Source organism: Pseudomonas parafulva NBRC 16636 = DSM 17004, assembly GCF_000730645.1.
Classification (GTDB): Bacteria; Pseudomonadota; Gammaproteobacteria; order Pseudomonadales; family Pseudomonadaceae; genus Aquipseudomonas; species Aquipseudomonas parafulva.
Genome location: NZ_BBIU01000036.1, coordinates 62,030 through 80,017, shown reverse-complemented (window position 1 = coordinate 80,017; position 17,988 = coordinate 62,030). Strand labels below are relative to the sequence as shown.

Sequence of the window (17,988 nt, the reverse complement as noted above, 5' to 3'; positions counted from 1 at the left end):
GGTCTATCGCGCACTTAGAAGCAAGAGCAAGAGCAACAGCGAGAGCGAGAGCAAGAGCACAGGCGGCGCATCGCGAGCTGCGCTCGCTCCTACAGGGTTCCGGTAGGGCGAGTGTGGCATCACTTAATTACCAAAGGCCCGCCCCAACCCACCCGGCACACCACTACTGTCCGTAGCCTGCCAAGGCCCATTCGGGCTCAACGACCAACTCCACCCATTATCAAACCGATAATAAGTGCGCTGCCGATAAAACGTATTAGGCTGCTTATCCAACACATAAACCCCCAACTTCGGGTCCCAATGGCTGGCCCCACCCGGCGGCGGTGCAAAGCTCGCCGACGTGCGCGGTACCGGCTTCGGCGCGGGCGCCGGCTTGCCCACCGGCGTGGAAGGCTGCCCACCCGGCAACGGCTTGATAATCGGCCCCTGCGGAGGTGGCGCCCGGTCCACCGGCGGCTCCGGCTGGGTCGCCGGGCCATGCCCCGTACAGGCAGACAAACCCAAAGCCAGGGCAATCAAGGTCAGGCGTACGGAACTGTGCATGGCAAGGCTCTCTTACAGGTCAGGGCTGTCGATCGTCAGATGCTGGGTGGCCTGGGTCGCAACTGGTAAAGGGGCACCTTGCCCACGCCATTCACCACGGGTGGGCTGGCCACCCCTCGACACCCGTGCAACCAGTTGGACTTCGGCGAAATCCGACAGTTTCATCTGCGGCATCATCGCATCGGCGTCCGTCAACTCCACCTCGATCGGCAATTGCGCCACCGTCACCCGCTTCGCCGCCAGCGGCATAGGCGGGCCATTACTGGCGCGGGCAAAGATGAATACCGTATCGTCCGGCCGTACCTTGCCCTGCAAGGCAGGCGCCAGTTCGACCCTAACCTTCAACCGTGCTGTGGCCGGCGCCGGCTGGGACGCTTGGCCAGCAGCACCGCCCAAGCGCTCGGCGGCGCGGTCGATACCGCCCTGCAGCGCGGCACGCGAAGCGTCGCCTTGTGGCAACTGCGCCAACAGGCGCTTCCAGTAATCGATGGCCTCCTGGTAGCGCTCTCCCTCGAACGCGGCGATACCGCGCAGGCCCAGGCTGGTGACCTCGTTGGGGTCGGCCTTCAGCGCCTCATCGGTCAACGCCTGCACCTGCGGGCTCCACTGCTTGTCGGCGGCAAAGTACAACGCCTGCGCCCACTGCCCCAACAACTCAGGCTGCCGCCCCGCCAAACCCACAGCGTGCTCGAAGGTACGGGCGGCATCCTCGGACCGTTGCTCGGCCATGTAGGCACGGCCCAGGAAATACACCGCCTCGGCAGAGTCCGGCTGGGCCTGCACCACCCGCTCCAGGCGCGTGGTCATCTCGTCCATCGACTTCGGCGCCTGGGCGAATTCCTGGGTCAGGGCTACTTTGTCGGCAGCGCCAAAGTGCAGGTACAGCCCCAGGGCCATCAGCGGCACCAGCACCGCTGCCAGCAGTGGCAGGGCTTTACCCAGGTGGCGCAGGCGCGCGGGCTCGGCACCCTCGGTGTCGGCCAGCAGCTCGCGGGCGGCCTCGTCCCGGCCCTGGTCCAACTGCGCGCCGTCCAGGACACCAGCGGCTTGCTGGGCAGCAAGCTCGGCCACGCGTTCCTGATACAGCGCCACGTTCAGTGCGGTACGGTCTTCTTCCTGCTGCCGACGCCGGCCACGCAGGATCGGGATCAGCAAGAAGCTGAGAGCGGCGAGCAACAGCAGGCCCGCGCTAAGCCAGAATTCAGTCATGGGTGCGTTCTTTTTCCAGCAGTTTGGCCAGACGCTCACGCTCGTCGGCAGACAGTTGATCGGTGCCCTGCACAGCCGTCACGCGGCGCCGACGCACAATGATCGCCAGCACCACGAAGCCACCCGCCAGCAACAGGCCGGGGCCGAACCAGAGCAGCCAAGTGCGGCCGCTGAGGGCCGGCTTGTAGCGCACGAAGTCACCGTAGCGGTCGACCATGAAGTCGACGATCTGCTGGTTGCTCTGGCCCTCGCCAAGCATGCGGAAAATCTCCCGGCGCAGGTCGGCTGCAATCGGGGCGTTGGAATCGGCAATGTCCTGGTTCTGGCACTTGGGGCAGCGCAATTCCTTGGTCAGTTGCTGGTAGCGCTCCCGCTCGGCCTGGTCACGGAACTGATAGGTATCGATGGCCGCACTCGCCACACCGGCCACGCCCAGTACCAGGGTTGCGGCCGCCAACCAACGCCTCATGGCCGGGCCTCGTCAACCAGGCCCTGGTAGAGCGGTGCCAGTTGCTCACGCCAGACGGTGGCATCGACCACCCCCACATGTTTGTAGCGGATAACGCCCTCGGCATCGATCAGGAAGGTTTCCGGCGCGCCGTAGACGCCCAGGTCCAACCCCAGGGTGCCCTCCTCGTCACGGATATCCAGCTGGTAGGGGTTGTGGAACTCGGCCAGCCACTTCTGCGCAGCCGCGTTGTCGTCCTTGTAGTTGACCCCGTAGATCACCACACCCTGCTGGGCAAGCTGGTTCAGGTAGGGGTGCTCGACCTTGCACGACGAACACCAGGTCGCCCACACGTTCACCAGCGCCGGGCGGCCCTGCAAATCAGCCTGGGTGAGCGTGCGGTCGCCTTGGGATGATGCCAGGGAGAATACCGGGAACGGCTTGCCAATCATTGCCGAAGGCAGCTCTTCGGGCTTGAGGAACAACCCTTTGTAGAGGAATACCGCCACCAGCAGGAATACCGCCAGTGGCACCACCATGATCCAACGTTTCATGCAGCTGCTCCAGACACGCCCAGGGCCTCACGCACCCGAGTCTTGACCTTGACGCGGTAACGCCGGTCGAGGGCCGCCAGCACCCCGCCAAGGCCAGTCAGCAGACCGCCCAGCCAGATCCAGCGGACATAAGGCTTGATGTGCAACCGCACCGCCCAGGCACCGTTTTCCAGCGGTTCACCCAGGGCCACGTACAGGTCGCGGGTAAAGCCGGCGTCGATACCGGCTTCGGTCATCATCGACTGCTGCACGGTATACAGGCGTTTCTCGGGGTGAAGCGTGGCCACTTCCCGGCCCTCGCGGCTGACCACGATGGTGCCCTTGTCGGAAATGAAGTTCGGCCCTTCAAAATGCTTGGCGCCCTGGAACAGGAAGTGGTACCCGCCCAGTTCCACGCTTTCACCCGGGGCCATGCGCAAGTCACGCTCGGCGCTGTTGTTGCTCGACAACACCACGCCCAAAGCACATACCGCCAGGCCAAGATGCGCCACCTGCATGCCCCAGTAGCTGCGACCTAGGCCCGGCAGGCCCTTGAGCAACCCTTTGTGGCGGGTCTTGTCGAGGATATCGCGCACCCCACCCAGCACTACCCAGGCTGCCAGGGCAAAGGTGGCCAGGGCTGGCCAGTCGAAGTCGTCAACGACAAACCCTGCCAGCGGTGCCATCACTGCGCTGCCGATCAGCACCGGGGTCATCATGCTGGCCAGCCACTTGCCGGGGGTGTCCTTCCAGCGCACCACCACGCCCACGCCCAACACCAGCATCAACAGCGCCATCAACGGCAGGAACAACGCATCGAAGTACGGCGGGCCAACCGACAGCTTGGCCCCTGTCAGGGCATCGAGTACCAGCGGGTACAGCGTGCCCAGCAGAATCATCGAGGCCGCTACCACCAGTACCAGGTTGTTGGCCAGCAGCAGTGTTTCACGCGACCACAGGCCGAAGCCCACCTGGCTCTTGACCACCGGCGCACGCAGGGCGAACAGCGTGAGCGAGCCGCCCACCACGAACAGCAGGAAGAACAGGATGAAGATGCCGCGCGAGGGGTCGGCTGCAAAGGCGTGAACCGAGGTGAGCACGCCCGACCGCACCAGGAAGGTGCCCAGCAGGCTGAGGGAAAACGCCGCGATGGCCAGCAGCACCGTCCAGCTCTTGAACACACCGCGCTTTTCGGTCACCGCCAGCGAGTGGATGAGCGCCGTGCCTACCAGCCATGGCATGAACGAGGCGTTCTCGACCGGGTCCCAGAACCACCAGCCGCCCCAGCCCAGCTCATAGTAGGCCCACCATGAACCCAGGGTGATGCCCACACCCAGAAACGCCCAGGCGACGATGGTCCAGGGCCGCGACCAGCGCGCCCACGCCGCATCCAGGCGGCCACCGAGCAGCGCGGCGATGGCGAAGGCGAAGGCCACCGAAAAGCCCACGTAGCCCATGTACAACATCGGCGGGTGAACGATCAGGCCGATGTCCTGCAGCAACGGGTTGAGGTCGCGGCCATCGACCGGCACCTGCGGCAGCAAGCGCTGGAACGGGTTGGAGGTGATGATCAGGAAGCTCAGGAAGCCCACGCTGATCATGCCCATCACCGCCAGCACGCGGGCCAGCATGACTTGGGGCAGTTGCCGCGAGAACACCGATACGGCAAAGGTCCAGCCACCCAATATGAGCGCCCACAGCAGCAAGGAACCCTCGTGGGCGCCCCATACGGCACTGAACTTGTAGTACCAGGGCAACGCGCTGTTAGAGTTGCTGGCCACATACGCCACCGAGAAGTTGTCGGTCATGAACGCATGGGTCAGGCAAGCAAAGGCGAAGGCCAGGAACGCAAACTGGCCCCAGGCCGCGGGGCGTGCCAGGTTCATCCACAGGCTGTCGCCACGCCAGGCGCCAAGCAGCGGAATACTGGCCTGCACAGCCGCAAAACAGATGGCCAGTATCATCGCCAACTGGCCGAGTTCGGGTATCACCAGCGCCGCATTCATGGCTGCACCTGCGCTTGGCCGCTTTCCTTCAACGCCTTGGTGACCTCGGGCGGCATGTATTTTTCGTCGTGCTTGGCCAGCACTTCATCGGCTACCACTACACCGTCGCCGTTGAGCTTGCCCAAGGCGACAATGCCCTGCCCCTCGCGGAACAGGTCTGGCAGGATGCCGCGGTAGGTAATGGGCACCGACTTGTTGAAATCGGTGACCACAAAGCGCACGTCCAGTGAATCGGACGAGCGCTGCACAGAGCCTTTCTCGACCATGCCACCGGCACGGATGCGCGTGTCCTGGGGTGCCTCGCCATTGGCAATCTGGGTAGGGGTGTAGAACAGGTTGATGTTCTGCTGCAATGCGCTCAGGGCAAAGCCCACGGCAACCCCCACGCCGACCAGCAGGCCGACGATCAGCAACAGGCGTTTCTTGCGCTGCGGATTCACTGAATGTTCTCCCGGCGCAAGCGGCGCGCCTCTTCTTGCAGGTAGCGACGGCGGGCCAGCAGTGGCATGGCCACGTTCAGCACCAGCACCGCCACGCAAATGCCATAGGCGGACCACACGTACAAACCATGGTGGCCCATGGCAAGAAAATCACCGAAGCTGGCAAAACTCATGGTGCGGCCCTCCGGCCAAGGCTGTTTGATACTTCATCCTTGACCCAGCTGGCGCGCGCCTCGCGCTTGAGCACTTCCAGGCGCATGCGCATCAGCAGTACGGCGCCAAAAAAGCAGTAGAACCCCAGTGCCGTGCACAGCAGCGGCAGCCACATCTCGGCCGGCATCGCCGGCTTTTCGGTGAGGGTAAAGGTGGCCCCCTGGTGCAGGGTGTTCCACCACTCCACCGAGTACTTGATGATCGGGATGTTCACTACGCCAACGATGGCGAGCACCGCGCAGGCCTTGGCCGCGCTGTCACGATTACTGATTGCCTGGCCCAGCGCAATGATGCCGAAGTACAGGAACAGAAGGATGAGCATGGACGTAAGCCGGGCATCCCAGACCCACCAGCTGCCCCAGGTGGGCTTGCCCCAGATGGCGCCGGTGACCAACGCTACGGCCGTCATCCAGGCGCCAATGGGCGCGGCGCATTGCAAGGCCACATCGGCCAGCTTCATCTTCCATACCAGCCCCACCACACCGGCCACCGCCAGCATCACGTAGCAGGATTGCGCCAGCATCGCCGCTGGCACATGGATATAGATGATGCGGAAGCTGTTGCCCTGCTGGTAGTCCTGGGGGGCGAAGGCCAGGCCCCAGGTGATACCGACCAGCAGCAGCACCAGCGCAGCCACGGCCAGCCATGGCAACAGGCGGCCGCTGATGGCATAGAACCATTTGGGGGAACCCAGCTTGTGGAACCACGTCCAGCTCATTTTCATCAGGGTACATCCAGGGTATTTGCCGGGCTTGAAAGCCCAGGACTCGTTATTCGCCGACGCTGATCTTCAGGCCGGCGGCGATCGCAAAGGGTGCCAGGGTGACAGCCAGGGCTGCCAGGCTGGCGAGCCAGAGCAGTTGGCCGGTTGCGGGCATATTGTGCAATGCCGCTTGCAACGCACCACTGCCCAGGATCAATACTGGGATATACAACGGCAGAATCAACAACGCCAGCAGCAGGCCGCCACGCTTGAGGCCCACCGTCAGCGCCGCGCCCACCGCGCCCAGCAGGCTCAATACCGGCGTGCCCAACAACAGCGAGCCCAGCAGCACAGGCAGGCAGTGCCCGGGCAGCCCCAGCATCAAGGCCAGCAATGGCGCCAACAATACCAGCGCCAGCCCGGAAAAGATCCAGTGCGCCAGCACCTTGGCCAGCACCATCAGTGCCAGCGGGTGCGGCGACAGCACCCACTGCTCCAGTGAGCCGTCCTCGAAGTCGCTGCGGAACAGGCCGTCCAGCGACAGCAGCACCGCCAGCAGTGCCGCCACCCACACGAGGCCAGGTGACAGGTTCTGCAGTGTCTGGCTTTCGGGGCCGACCGCCAATGGGAACAGCGCCACCACGATGGCGAAGAACACCAACGGGTTGGCCAGCTCGGCCGGGCGGCGGAACAACAGGCGCGCCTCCCGGCGCAGCAACAGGATGAATACGCTCATGCCGCCCACTGCCCCAGGTTCAGTTCGCGGTAACCGGACGGTTTGCGGGCCAGCGCATGGTGAGTGGTCATCACCACGGTGCCACCTTGTTCGCAGTGGTGTGCGAGGTGCTTCTCCAGTTGCGCCACGCCCTGTTTATCCAGGGCGGTAAAGGGTTCGTCGAGAATCCATAGCGGCGGGCTGGCCAGGTGCAGCCGGGCCAGGGCGACGCGGCGCTGCTGCCCGGCAGACAGGGTATGGCAGGGTACGTCTTCGAAACCGCGCAGCCCGACGGCTGCCAGCGCCGACCAGATGGCCTCGCGGCTGGCAGGCTGGTGCAACGCGCACAGCCAGGTGAGGTTCTCCTCAGGGGTGAGCAGGTCCTTGATGCCCGCCGCATGGCCGATCCACAACAGGATGCTGGCCAAGGCGTGACGCTGCTCGCCCAGAGGCTTGCCACCCAGCAGGATCTGCCCGGCGGTCGGCTGCATCAGGCCGGCCAGCAGGCGCAGCAGGCTGGTCTTGCCACTCCCGTTGGGGCCACTGATCTGCAACATGTCGCCGGGCCGCAATTCGAACGCGAGGTGCTCGAACAGCACACGCCAGTCGCGCTCGCAGGCCAGGCCCACGGCTTGGAGGTGAAGAGTCACGGTTTCGCCTTATCGGTTGTAGGGCCCAGGGCGCACACCTGAAGCCCTGCCACTCAAGTCGCCCATCGCGCTGCCGTTATACTGGCAACCACGGGCGGGCGGCATTATTACATGCACAGCCACGCTGCCAAGAGGCTGGGCTCCACAGGTTGTATACAATCATGACTGAAATCAATAGTCTCGGCCCACAAACCGCGACCAGCGCCCAGGCAGTGAAAGCGGCCTTGACCGGCGACCTGCTGCGCCTGACCCAGGCTCAGCCGGGTTTGCTCGCCCCGGGCGAGACGGCGCAAGCCGAAGTGGTGTCCATGCGCCAGGCCGGCCAGGATTTTCAGTTGGTGTTGCGCCTGATGCAAGCCAATGGCCTGCAAACCCAGTTGCAGGCCAATGCCAGCCAGCCCCTGCCCCAGGGTAGCCAGGTGACCGTGAGCCAGCCTGAGGCCGGCCGCCTGGCCATCCTGCTGCAACAGGCCAGTGCCAGCCAGGTAGCCACCCTCACCCGCCTTGATACCAGCCAGGTGCCCATTGGTACGCTGCTACAGGGCAAGGTGCTGACCAACCAGGTGCTGCCTGCCACGGCCGACCAACCGGCCAGCTACCGGGCATTGGTAAGCCTGTTGAACACTGCTCAGGCTGGCGCCGTGCTGGCCATCGACAGCCCCCGCCCCCTGGCCCTGGGCAGTTTGCTCAGCGGGTTGGTACAAGGCGATCAGTCACTGCGCTTCATCCCGCTCAGCGGCAGGCAGGACCAGCTCAGCATCGCCCAGCAGTTGCTTACCCAGCAGAACCGCCAGGCATCATTGCCCGGCCTGCTGAGCGCGCTGCAACAGCTGGCGAGCGATCCAGGCACCGATCCCGACGTACGCGCCAGCACCGAGCGCCTGCTGGCGGCCTTGCCGACGGCCACGCAACTGGGTGATGCCAAGGCGCTGATACAGGCCCTAGGCAACAGCGGCGCCTTTCTGGAAGCCAAGCTGCTGGCCGGTGGCGCGCCTGCGCTGGCCACCGACCTCAAGGCCAACCTGCTTCAGCTCATCGCCCAGGCCACCACCAATGCCGCGATCAACCCGCCACCGGCCACCCTGGCCGCCGCCATGCCGGCGCTGGCGCGCAATGCCCTGGGGATGCTCGAACGGGTTTCGCCCAAGCCACAGCCTGGGGGGTTTCCGCTCCCGTCCAAACTGCTCCAGGCCCTGGAGGACGAAGGCGACCTGCAAGCGCTGCTGCGCCTGGCTGCGGCGGCCATTTCCCGCCTGCAGAGCCATGCCATGAGCAGCCTGCAACAAACCGGCACGCTGGAGAACGGCAACCTGCAGACCACCTGGCAAACTGAAATCCCCATCCGCCATGGGCAGGACTTCATCCCGCTGCAGGTCAAGCTGCAACGGGAGGAAACCCCCGATCAACAGGCCGAGCGCAAGCACCAAGCGCAGGATCCCCTGCAGGCACTGTGGCGCATCGAGCTGGCATTCGACCTGGCCCCCCTCGGCCCTTTGCAGGTGCAGGCACAGCTCACCCAAGGCTGCCTGAGCGGCCAGCTGTGGGCGGAGCGTGAACGCACCGCGCGCCTGATCGATACCGAACTCGGCGCGTTGCGCGCTGGCTTGCTGGCCCGCGGGCTGCACGTGGGCGACCTGCAATGCCACCCCGGTATTGCACCGCAAGGCCCCAGCACCCGGGTAGAACAACGCTGGGTGGATGAAAACGCATGAGCCTGAAAACCCCACGCCAGGCCATCGCCCTGAGCTATGACGGCCAACAGGCACCCACGCTCAGCGCCAAAGGTGACGACGAACTGGCCGAAGCGATCATGGCCATTGCCCGTGAACACGAAATTCCCATCTATGAAAACGCCGAGCTGGTGCGCTTGTTGGCCCGGCTGGAACTGGGCGACCAGATACCCGAAGCCCTGTACCTGACCATCGCCGAAATCATCGCCTTCGCCTGGCAGTTGCGCGGCAAAGTGCCGCCTGGGTTCGATGACACGCCGGAGCCGGAGCGCGATATAACTCCAAACCTGCCGCGTTTGCCAGGGCCCTGAGGCGGCGCTGCGCACCCCATCGCGAGCAAGGCTCGCTCTCAGGGAACTGCGCATAACGTGTTGATTCAGAAGGAACCTGTGGGAGCGGCTTCAGCCGCGAACACCGGCCAAGCCGGTGCCACACACCGCGCTGCCTGCTTCGCGGGTAAACCCGCTCCCACAGTGATTGCGCCAGCTTTGAGATCTTGTGGAAGACAGTTGCTCCCACAGTGAGCGTGGCTTGCGTGCGAAATCAGTTCTCTGCGCGGTCCAACACCGGGTGGTACCCGCTTACCGACCCGTTCAGGGCCCCTCTCGCCATTGTGCCGCCTGATCCATCACACAGGTCAATCACCATGGCAATCACCCTCGTCAACCCTGCCGGCGAACAGTTCGTTCGGCGCCATCTGCAGCACATCCCTCGCCCCGACCGCCAAGCCGCCAGCGCCATACGCGAGTGGGCGCGCGCCCAGGGCCACGACCTGGACCCGGACACCACCGACGCGGTCACCCTGCACTACCGCGGCAACCAGGCGATCATTGCCCAGCGCCTGTCACTGACCCAGGCGGTGCTGGCCAACTGGCAAGGCGAAACCAGCAAGAACCTGATCGGGCAATTGTTCCCAGGTGGCTGGGCCGGCCAATGGCCTGGGCAAACCCTGCACATCGTCGAGCGCCTGCCCGAACCGGGCGCCCTGGACAACAGCGCCCCGTTCTCGGTGTTCAACGGCCTGTTCCACCGCACAAACCCCGCCCGCTACGACAACGCCACCCACCTGCCGATTGACGTCGAAGCGTTGCAGCGCTTTGTCTGGAACCTGGACTTCCACACACACTTCGTGAGTATGCTCGATGACTACTGGCGTGACGCCGCGCAGCAGCACAGCAAGGCCCTGCAGATCAGCTTCATTGCCGCCTGCAACAAACAGGTCCAGGAAGGCTCGCTGAGCGCAACCGGTCGCCTGCTGGCCTGGCAGGCGGCGGGGCTGGCACCGCGCGCAAAAGGTTTCAAGGCCCGGCCGTTGAACATCTATGGCTATGCCGCCACCGACCTGATCGTCATGGCCGATGCCGCACACAATCACGTGTTGATGTACCTGCCGGGCAATGCCTCTCCCCTGCACGAATTCACCGGTATGGCAGCCATGAAGGACTGGGTGGGCGAGCAGTGTCGCGACCCGCAGAAACGCCAGGCACTGCGGCAGTATTTCAGACTGGCAGACACCCCGGACGGGCTCGATTTCAGCGGGCTGGACACGGCCCTGCTGGGCCTTGGGGTTTACCCTGCCTTCCCCCACCGTTCGCCCAACCGGCCAGGGTTTACCACCGACGGTACATGGCCACCGCGCCAATACGTCAACTACAAAGTCACCAAATACAGCCCGAAACTGACAGGCGATTTGTTCGCCGCCATTACCGAACGCCAGCGTGCGCGCAGTTACGCCGACGCGGATTTCACCATCACCAGTGACCATGAGGTGACCAAGGCCAGGTGGCGCGGCTACCTGACCACATCGATCAACCTGCTGGCGCCGTTCGCGATCGTGGTGCCCGAGCTGATCCCCCTGCTGGCAGCAGCAGGCATCGGCCAGTTCGGCATGGGCCTGGATAAGGCCATCAATGGCAAATCAGCGGAGGACAAGGCAGAGGGTGTTTCGGGCGCGGTCTACGGGCTGCTCAATGCACTGCCACTGACCGCAGAGCTGACCACCCGGGCGACGACATTGCTGCCACCGCCGCGCGGCGTGTTCAGGGTGCCGATCCGCCTGAACGAGCACTTGGGCTACCCGCTGAGCCCGATCAACCCGCCGCACTTCCCAGAGCCCGACGTGGGCGCCTATTTCTGGGAAGAAGTGGCAGCAGTGCCGGCAGATGATAGCCCGGTTGCGCAGTCGGTAATCAGGACACCGGTCAGCCAAAGTGGCCCGCCAAAGCTGCAATCGATGATCCGTGGCTACAACGCCGAAGTGTTGTACGACGCCGAATACGATGCGTTCATCGCCAGCAATGCCCTCAACGATGTGCAGCCCGTGTGTTACCAGGTCGCCGATGGCCGCCCCGGGCTGTTCAGGATCTCCCCTCGGGAACGCCCGGTCACCGACGCCATGCGCATGGCCACCCTGCGGGGCCTGGGGGTGGATATCCAATTGCCCATCCAGGTGCCGGCGATTGACACCCAGGCCGTGCAGCCCATCCCCAAGACCCTCTCCAGCATCTGGGTGGGCAACAAGGTGATTGCTCCCGAGCTGCTGGACAACCTGGCTGCCAATGCCAGGCGCCTGGGCAGCAGCCCGTACCGCTACCGGTTGTATCTGTCGAACGCAGATGCGCGGGCGTTCGAGGCCAACCGGCAACTGCTGGCAACAAGGGCCCCCGGCCTGGAAGTGGTGACGCTGGAAGAGCAGCCCTTCTACCAGCTCTTCCGCGACGGGCCTCATTACCCACAGTATCACCAGGCAATCAACGGCCTCGGGGCCAATTTTTCGTCGGCGTCCGATATCCTGCGCTACCCGCTGCTAAACCATGAGGGTGGGGTCTACCTGGATGTGGACGATACGCTGTTCCCGCACCCTGACGACCCACTTGACCCCTCGCGTGCAGCTATCGACACCGTAGAACTGGCCACTACCCCGGACGGCCTGGTGCTGGGTGACCCGGCCAACAACGACACCCTGGGCATGCACTGCCAGTACAACAGCAACATGATCGGCAGCCACCCCAACAACCCTACCCTGCAGGTGATCGCCGATACCCTGCACGAGCGCTATCTCGCCAACGGGGACTTCTATGGCTACAAGCCGATGGCAGGCACCCCTGAATTCAAGGCCTACGCCAAGCGCCTGAGCCAGCTGACCGGGCCGGGCCTGCTCAACGACGTGATTGACCGATGCCTGCCCAGGTTGCGGCTGCTGCGCCAACTGAGCAACCTGCAGACCCTGCCACAAAGCAAGCCGCTGTATCTGGTTGACAGCAAGCAGGCCGAGATCATCGCGGCCGTGCAGGCCGACCAGGCGCTGAACCGCGTCGCCCAAGTGGGCAACTACCACTCCTGGGGCAGGCCCTGACAACACGAGGGCGACTTGCGTCGCCCTTTTTTGCTTCACTCGCTGCGGTGCAGCTTGCTCATCAGCTCGGCTTCGGCCTGGGTCAGGCCACAGGTTTCGGTCAGTTCGGAGACACTGGCCCCCATGCTCACCAGCCGCGCAGCCTGGGTGAACGTGACGCTGCTGGGGTCGTGCTGCTCCAGGCGCTCCAGGCGGTCCGGCAAGCCGGCAACCACCGCCCGCACTTCATGGATAGCCTCGCCCATGCGCACGCTGCCGTTCTGGTAGTCATCCAGGCGCTTGTTCAGGTCCTTGATGCGCTGGTCGCGCATGGCATCGATGACCTGCTGGTGGGCGACAGCCTCGCGCTGGCGCCTGGCATAGTTCAGGAAGTACCAGGCACTCAGCGCCCACAGCAGCGCCAACAGAATGACCGCAACCTCGAAGATCAACTCAGATGTTCTCCAGCTCGGACCACTCTTCCTCGGTCATCATCTTGTCCAGCTCGACCAGAATCAGCAGCTCGCCGTTCTTGTTGCACACGCCCTGGATGAACTTGGCCGACTCTTCGTTACCCACGTTCGGCGCGGTTTCGATTTCCGACTGACGCAGGTAGACCACTTCGGCCACGCTGTCGACCAGAATACCCACCACCTGCTTGTCGGCTTCGATGATGACGATCCGGGTGTTGTCGGTCACCTCGGTGGGCATCAGGCCGAAGCGCTGGCGGGTGTCGATCACAGTGACCACATTACCGCGCAGGTTGATGATGCCCAGCACATAGCTGGGTGCACCCGGCACCGGGGCGATTTCGGTGTAGCGCAGCACTTCCTGCACCTGCATCACGTTGATGCCGTAGGACTCGTTGTCCAGACGGAAGGTAACCCACTGCAGGATCGGATCTTCGGAACCTTGTGCGGACGACTTTTTCATTCCCCTACCCCTTGAAATCCGCCTTTGGCGGTGTGTTCGGTGTCATTTTCGGTTTGGCGTGCATCTGCTTGACGGCGCCGCTGGCGATCAGCTCGGCCAGTTCGGCAACATCCAGCAACGCACACATGTGTTCGATTACCGTGCCGGCCAGCCACGGGCGTTGGCCCCGCTGGCTGCGCCACTTGATCTCGGACGGGTCCAGGCGCAGCGAACGGCTGACCTGATGCACGGCCAGCCCCCATTCATAGCCCTGAACAGAAATTACGTACTGCAGGCCCTGGCGGAAGTCATCGCGGTAACGGTCGGGCATTACCCAGCGCGCCGTGTCCAGCACCTTCAGGTTACCGGCCTGGCAAGTGAGGATGCCAAGGAACCACTCGGGTTGGCCGAACAAGGGCGTCAGTTCCTGACCGGCCAGGTTGTAGATCGAGCCAAGGCACACCAGCGGCACTGCCAGGGTCAGCCCGGCCACGTCGAACAGCAGGCACTCGAACGGCTCGGCCGCCCAGGCCGGGCGACCATCGACGGTGGCCGGCGGCGCAGGCAGGCCCGGCGCCGGCAGGTGTACGTCCACCAGCGGCACCACAGGTTCCACTGCCGGGGGCTCGATCAGCACCGGGATACTGGCCTCGGCCACCACCTGCTGTTCAACCACCGTAACTACCGGTGCCTGCACGGGCATTACGCTGGGCAGCACGGCCAGCCTGGGCTCGGCGAAGGGCCGCGGGGTGGTGGCCCGTGGCGGCACTACAGCAGGCGCGCGCGCAGGCGGCTGCGCATCGCGGGCCTGCTCTTCGCGCACGGCCTGGGCAAATTCGTCGGTGGCTACGGGCGCGTCGAGAAGGTCATCGGCCTCGGTGGCCTCTTGCAGCAGCCCATCCAGGTAAGACTGCAGCGCGATCTGCGGCTTGCTGCCGGCGTGTCGGGTTTGCGTCGTCATCAGGCCACCTGCGCTGCGGGCTTGTAGGTCAACAGGTGCTTGAGCAGCGCCCGGTAGGCCAGCAGCCCACGGCTCTTGTTGTCGAACTGCGAGGGCGTGACGCCCTTGCGGCTTGCGTCACGCAGCCGGGTGTCGACCGGTATGTAGCCCTGCCAGACCTGCTCGCCATAGGTGTCGCGCAGCAGCTTGAGCGTGCTGAGCGAGGCCTGGGTGCGGCGGTCGAACAGGGTCGGTACGATCTGGTAAGGCAGCGCCTGCTTGCGCGAGCGGTTGATCATGGCCAGGGTGCCGACCATGCGCTCCAGGCCTTTGACCGCAAGAAACTCTGTTTGTACGGGGATCACCAGCTGCTGGCTGGCCGCCAGGGCGTTCACCATCAGCACGCCCAGCAACGGTGGGCTGTCGATAAGCGCAAAGTCGAAATCCTGCCACAGTTGCGCCAGACTCTTGGCGATCACCAGGCCCAGGCCATTCTGCCCGGGGGACTGGCGTTCGAGCACGGCCAGCGCCGTGCTGGAGGGCAGCAGCGAGATGCGTTCGTCGCTGGTGGGCAACAGCAGTTGCCCAGGCAAGCCTTCGGGCACCCCGCCCTTGTGCAGGAACAGGTCGTAGCAGCTGTGTTCCAGGGCATCGGGGTTGTGCCCGAAATAGCTGGTCATCGAGCCGTGCGGATCGAGGTCGACGACGACCACGCGCTTACCGGCATCAGCCAACAGGCCAGCCAGCGCGATGGTGGTGGTCGTCTTGCCGACGCCACCCTTTTGATTGGCTACTGCCCACACTCTCATAGACTGACTCTTGAACCGTTCATGACGCAGAATCCCCGTGGCCATCCAGCAGCGACGGGGTCAGCGGTGCCAGAGAATTGACGAGTCATTGCCCTGCCACCGTGGCTGCGGTTGCCGGTGCACTTTGTGTGCCAGCCCGGCGCAATGCCGCGTCCGGTGTGGCGTTGGCCGTGCCGGTACCGGTCAGGCTGCGGCGTACTTCAAGGTTGCGTGAGATCACCAGCACCACCCGCCGGTTGCGCGCACGCCCCTCTGGCGAGTCGTTGCTGGCCACCGGCTGATATTCGCCATACCCCACCGAAGCCATGCGCGCAGGGTTGACCCCGTTCATCGCCAGCAGCCGCACGATGCTGGCCGCCCGCGCGGAGGACAGCTCCCAGTTGGTGGGATACTGCGCCGTGCGGATAGGCAGGTTGTCGGTGAAACCCTCGACATGTACAGGGTTGGCGAAGGGCTTGAGGATGTTGGCCACCTTTTCGATGATGGCGAACGCATTGTCGCTGGGCATGGCATCGCCGCTGCCAAACAGCAGCGATGAATTGAGCTCGATCTCGATCCACAGCTCGTTGCCGCGCACGGTCATCTGGTCGCTCTTGATCAGGTCGCCAAAAGCGTCGCGTACATCATCGCTGATGGTCTTGAGCGGGTCGCTGCTGGACGCCGCCAGGCCTGCTTCGGTCTGCTGGCTGTCGTTCACCAGCGGTTCTGCCGGGCGCACGCTGAGCGGGCGCTCCTCGCCAATGGGGATGGCCTTCATGCTGCGCTCCGGGTCGTTGAACACCCCGAGCAAGGCTTGGGAAACCACCTTGTACTTGCCCTCGTTGATCGAGGAAATCGAATACATCACCACAAAAAACGCAAACAGCAAGGTGATGAAGTCGGCGTAGGACACCAGCCAGCGTTCGTGGTTTTCCGGTTCTTCGGCATGGCGGCGACGGCGCATGGGCTACTCCATGAAGCCTTGCAGCTTCAGTTCGATCGAACGCGGATTCTCACCCTCGGCAATCGACAGCAGGCCTTCGAGCAGCATTTCGCGGTAACGCGACTGGCGCATTACCAGGGCCTTGAGCTTGTTCGCCACCGGCAGCAGCACCAGGTTGGCACTGGCCACCCCGTAGATGGTGGCGACGAAGGCCACGGCAATACCGTTGCCCAGTTGCGAAGGGTCGGCCAGGTTGCCCATCACATGGATCAACCCCATCACGGCGCCGATGATGCCGATGGTCGGCGCGTAGCCGCCCATGCTCTCGAACACCTTGGCCGCCTGCAGGTCGCGGCTTTCCTGGGTCAGGAAGTCCACTTCGAGGATGCTGCGGATGGCCTCGGGCTCGGCGCCATCCACCAGCAGCTGCAGGCCCTTGCGCGCATAGGGGTCGGGCTCGCCGTCCGCCACGCCTTCCAGGCCCAGCAGGCCCTCCTTGCGCGCCGTCAGGCTCCAGTTGACCACACGGTCAACACCGCCAGGCAGGTCGACCCTGGGCGGGAACAGGATCCAGCGCAAAATCTGCAACGCCCGCTTGAACGACGACAGCGGCGACTGCAACAACGCCGCCGCCAGCGTACCGCCCAGCACGATCAGCGCTGCCGGCCCATTGACCAGCGCACCGACATGCCCGCCCTCAAGGAAATTGCCGCCTACGATGGCGACAAAAGCCAGGATCAGGCCGATCAGGCTGAGCACGTCCATCAGACGCACGCCTCCACCAGGTGCCTGCCGATGTCATCCAGGCTGTACACCGCATCGGCCAGGTTGGCCTTGACGATGGCCATGGGCATGCCATAGATCACGCAGCTGGCTTCATCCTGGGCCCACACGGTGCTGCCGCCCTGCTTGAGCAACCGCGCACCCTCGCGACCGTCTGCCCCCATGCCGGTCAGCACTACGGAGAGCACCTTGTCGCCATAGGACTTGGCCGCAGAGCCGAAGGTGATGTCCACGCAGGGCTTGTAGTTCAGGCGCTCATCGCCCGGCAGGATTTTCACCGTGCCACGGCCGTCGATCATCATCTGCTTGCCACCCGGTGCCAGCAGCGCAAGCCCTGGGCGCAGCATGTCGCCGTCCTCGGCTTCCTTGACACTGATGCGGCACAGTTTGTCCAGGCGCTCGGCAAAGGCCTTGGTGAACGCGGCGGGCATGTGCTGGATGAGCACGATGGGCGCAGGGAAATTCGCCGGCAGCTGGGTCAGCACACGCTGCAGCGCCACCGGGCCACCGGTGGAGGTACCAATCGCCACCAGTTTGTAGGGTTTGCGCTTGGGGGCCGGAGAATGCGACGGCGCCGGGGCCGTTGGCCGCGCTGGCACGGGTGCCGCGCTGCGTACCGGCGCCGTGGTGGCGGTACCCTGGCTGCCCGAGGCGGGTGCAGGCGCAGGCGCGGTGCGGGCGTAGCTGGGAATACGGCGGTTACTGCGCGAAATGGTATGCACCTTTTCGCACAACATCTGCTTGACCTTGTCGGGGTTGCGCGAGATGTCCTCGAAGTTTTTCGGCAGGTAGTCCACCGCGCCTGCGTCCAGCGCATCGAGGGTAACGCGGGCGCCCTCGTGGGTCAGCGACGAGAACATCAGCACGGGGGTTGGGCAGCGCTGCATGATGTGGCGCACGGCGGTGATGCCATCCATCATGGGCATTTCGTAGTCCATGGTGATGACATCGGGCTTGAGCGCCAGTGCCTGGTCGATCGCTTCCTTGCCGTTGGTCGCGGTACCTACTACCTGGATCGTCGGGTCCGCCGACAGGATTTCCGAGACACGGCGGCGGAAGAAACCGGAATCATCCACCACCAGGACCTTGACTGCCATA

The 17,988-nt window shown here is 64.4% G+C and carries 20 protein-coding genes; 3 read left to right on the top strand and 17 right to left on the bottom strand.

Going from position 1 to position 17,988, the window contains the following annotated elements:
• Nucleotides 1–123: 123 nt before the first annotated feature.
• The 10 genes from PPA02S_RS22855 to ccmA are packed head-to-tail and all read right to left on the bottom strand — an operon-like array spanning nt 124 to nt 7,460.
• Entirely contained in the window at nt 124–543 is a 420-nt protein-coding gene (locus tag PPA02S_RS22855) for a hypothetical protein (protein WP_080667841.1), read from the bottom strand.
• Between the two features lie 12 nt (nt 544–555).
• Complete coding sequence (gene ccmI / locus PPA02S_RS19520; RefSeq protein WP_028633429.1) at nt 556–1,752, bottom strand: c-type cytochrome biogenesis protein CcmI; 1,197 nt, start codon at nt 1,750–1,752, stop codon at nt 556–558.
• Entirely contained in the window at nt 1,745–2,221 is a 477-nt protein-coding gene (locus PPA02S_RS19515) for a cytochrome c-type biogenesis protein (protein WP_028633430.1), read from the bottom strand. Before PPA02S_RS19515 ends, ccmI begins: the two co-directional genes overlap by 8 nt.
• Entirely contained in the window at nt 2,218–2,754 is a 537-nt protein-coding gene (locus PPA02S_RS19510) for a DsbE family thiol:disulfide interchange protein (protein WP_028633431.1), read from the bottom strand. The genes PPA02S_RS19515 and PPA02S_RS19510 overlap by 4 nt, the downstream gene beginning before the upstream one ends.
• A complete protein-coding gene (locus PPA02S_RS19505) occupies nt 2,751–4,724 on the bottom strand; it encodes a heme lyase CcmF/NrfE family subunit (RefSeq protein ID WP_174435895.1) in 1,974 nt (657 codons plus the stop codon). The genes PPA02S_RS19510 and PPA02S_RS19505 overlap by 4 nt, the downstream gene beginning before the upstream one ends.
• An 11-nt stretch (nt 4,725–4,735) precedes the next feature.
• Nucleotides 4,736–5,179, bottom strand: coding sequence for a cytochrome c maturation protein CcmE (ccmE, locus tag PPA02S_RS19500; protein WP_028633433.1), 444 nt, complete (start codon nt 5,177–5,179; stop codon nt 4,736–4,738).
• A complete protein-coding gene (gene ccmD, locus PPA02S_RS19495; protein ID WP_028633434.1) occupies nt 5,176–5,352 on the bottom strand; it encodes a heme exporter protein CcmD in 177 nt (58 codons plus the stop codon). The genes ccmE and ccmD overlap by 4 nt, the downstream gene beginning before the upstream one ends.
• Entirely contained in the window at nt 5,349–6,116 is a 768-nt protein-coding gene (locus PPA02S_RS19490) for a heme ABC transporter permease (protein ID WP_028633435.1), read from the bottom strand. Before PPA02S_RS19490 ends, ccmD begins: the two co-directional genes overlap by 4 nt.
• Before the next feature lie 46 nt (nt 6,117–6,162).
• The gene (gene ccmB / locus PPA02S_RS19485) at nt 6,163–6,831 is read right to left on the bottom strand and encodes a heme exporter protein CcmB (RefSeq protein WP_028633436.1); all 669 of its coding nucleotides are present in this window, start codon (nt 6,829–6,831) and stop codon (nt 6,163–6,165) included.
• Nucleotides 6,828–7,460, bottom strand: a complete 633-nt coding sequence (ccmA, locus tag PPA02S_RS19480; RefSeq protein WP_028633437.1) for a cytochrome c biogenesis heme-transporting ATPase CcmA — start codon at nt 7,458–7,460, stop codon at nt 6,828–6,830. Before ccmA ends, ccmB begins: the two co-directional genes overlap by 4 nt.
• 161 nt (nt 7,461–7,621) lie before the next feature.
• Here ccmA and fliK point away from each other — a divergent pair, with 161 nt between their 5' ends.
• The 3 genes from fliK to PPA02S_RS19465 all read left to right on the top strand — a co-directional run bounded on the left by fliK (nt 7,622) and on the right by PPA02S_RS19465 (nt 12,545).
• Nucleotides 7,622–9,172: a flagellar hook-length control protein FliK gene (gene fliK, locus PPA02S_RS19475; RefSeq protein ID WP_028633438.1), complete on the top strand. Its 1,551-nt coding sequence runs from the start codon at nt 7,622–7,624 to the stop codon at nt 9,170–9,172.
• Nucleotides 9,169–9,501: an EscU/YscU/HrcU family type III secretion system export apparatus switch protein gene (locus PPA02S_RS19470; protein WP_028633439.1), complete on the top strand. Its 333-nt coding sequence runs from the start codon at nt 9,169–9,171 to the stop codon at nt 9,499–9,501. The genes fliK and PPA02S_RS19470 overlap by 4 nt, the downstream gene beginning before the upstream one ends.
• 335 nt (nt 9,502–9,836) lie before the next feature.
• Nucleotides 9,837–12,545, top strand: a complete 2,709-nt coding sequence (locus PPA02S_RS19465; RefSeq protein WP_028633440.1) for a dermonecrotic toxin domain-containing protein — start codon at nt 9,837–9,839, stop codon at nt 12,543–12,545.
• Nucleotides 12,546–12,580: 35 nt separating this feature from the next.
• Here the strand turns inward: PPA02S_RS19465 and PPA02S_RS19460 are convergent, their stop codons facing one another.
• From PPA02S_RS19460 to PPA02S_RS19430, 7 genes are all read right to left on the bottom strand, one after another.
• Entirely contained in the window at nt 12,581–12,976 is a 396-nt protein-coding gene (locus tag PPA02S_RS19460) for a DUF2802 domain-containing protein (RefSeq protein WP_028633441.1), read from the bottom strand.
• 1 nt (nt 12,977) lies between these two features.
• Nucleotides 12,978–13,457, bottom strand: a complete 480-nt coding sequence (locus tag PPA02S_RS19455) for a chemotaxis protein CheW (protein WP_003254393.1) — start codon at nt 13,455–13,457, stop codon at nt 12,978–12,980.
• A 4-nt stretch (nt 13,458–13,461) separates the two neighbouring features.
• Nucleotides 13,462–14,397 (bottom strand): CheW domain-containing protein, encoded by a 936-nt coding sequence (locus tag PPA02S_RS19450; protein WP_028633442.1) that lies wholly within the window; start codon nt 14,395–14,397, stop codon nt 13,462–13,464.
• Complete coding sequence (locus tag PPA02S_RS19445) at nt 14,397–15,185, bottom strand: ParA family protein (protein ID WP_028633443.1); 789 nt, start codon at nt 15,183–15,185, stop codon at nt 14,397–14,399. Before PPA02S_RS19445 ends, PPA02S_RS19450 begins: the two co-directional genes overlap by 1 nt.
• Before the next feature lie 85 nt (nt 15,186–15,270).
• Nucleotides 15,271–16,128: a flagellar motor protein MotD gene (gene motD, locus PPA02S_RS19440; RefSeq protein WP_028633444.1), complete on the bottom strand. Its 858-nt coding sequence runs from the start codon at nt 16,126–16,128 to the stop codon at nt 15,271–15,273.
• Nucleotides 16,129–16,131: 3 nt separating this feature from the next.
• The gene (locus tag PPA02S_RS19435; protein ID WP_028633445.1) at nt 16,132–16,872 is read right to left on the bottom strand and encodes a flagellar motor protein; all 741 of its coding nucleotides are present in this window, start codon (nt 16,870–16,872) and stop codon (nt 16,132–16,134) included.
• Nucleotides 16,872–17,987: a protein-glutamate methylesterase/protein-glutamine glutaminase gene (locus PPA02S_RS19430; protein ID WP_028633446.1), complete on the bottom strand. Its 1,116-nt coding sequence runs from the start codon at nt 17,985–17,987 to the stop codon at nt 16,872–16,874. The genes PPA02S_RS19435 and PPA02S_RS19430 overlap by 1 nt, the downstream gene beginning before the upstream one ends.
• Between the last annotated feature and the right edge of the window lies 1 nt (nt 17,988).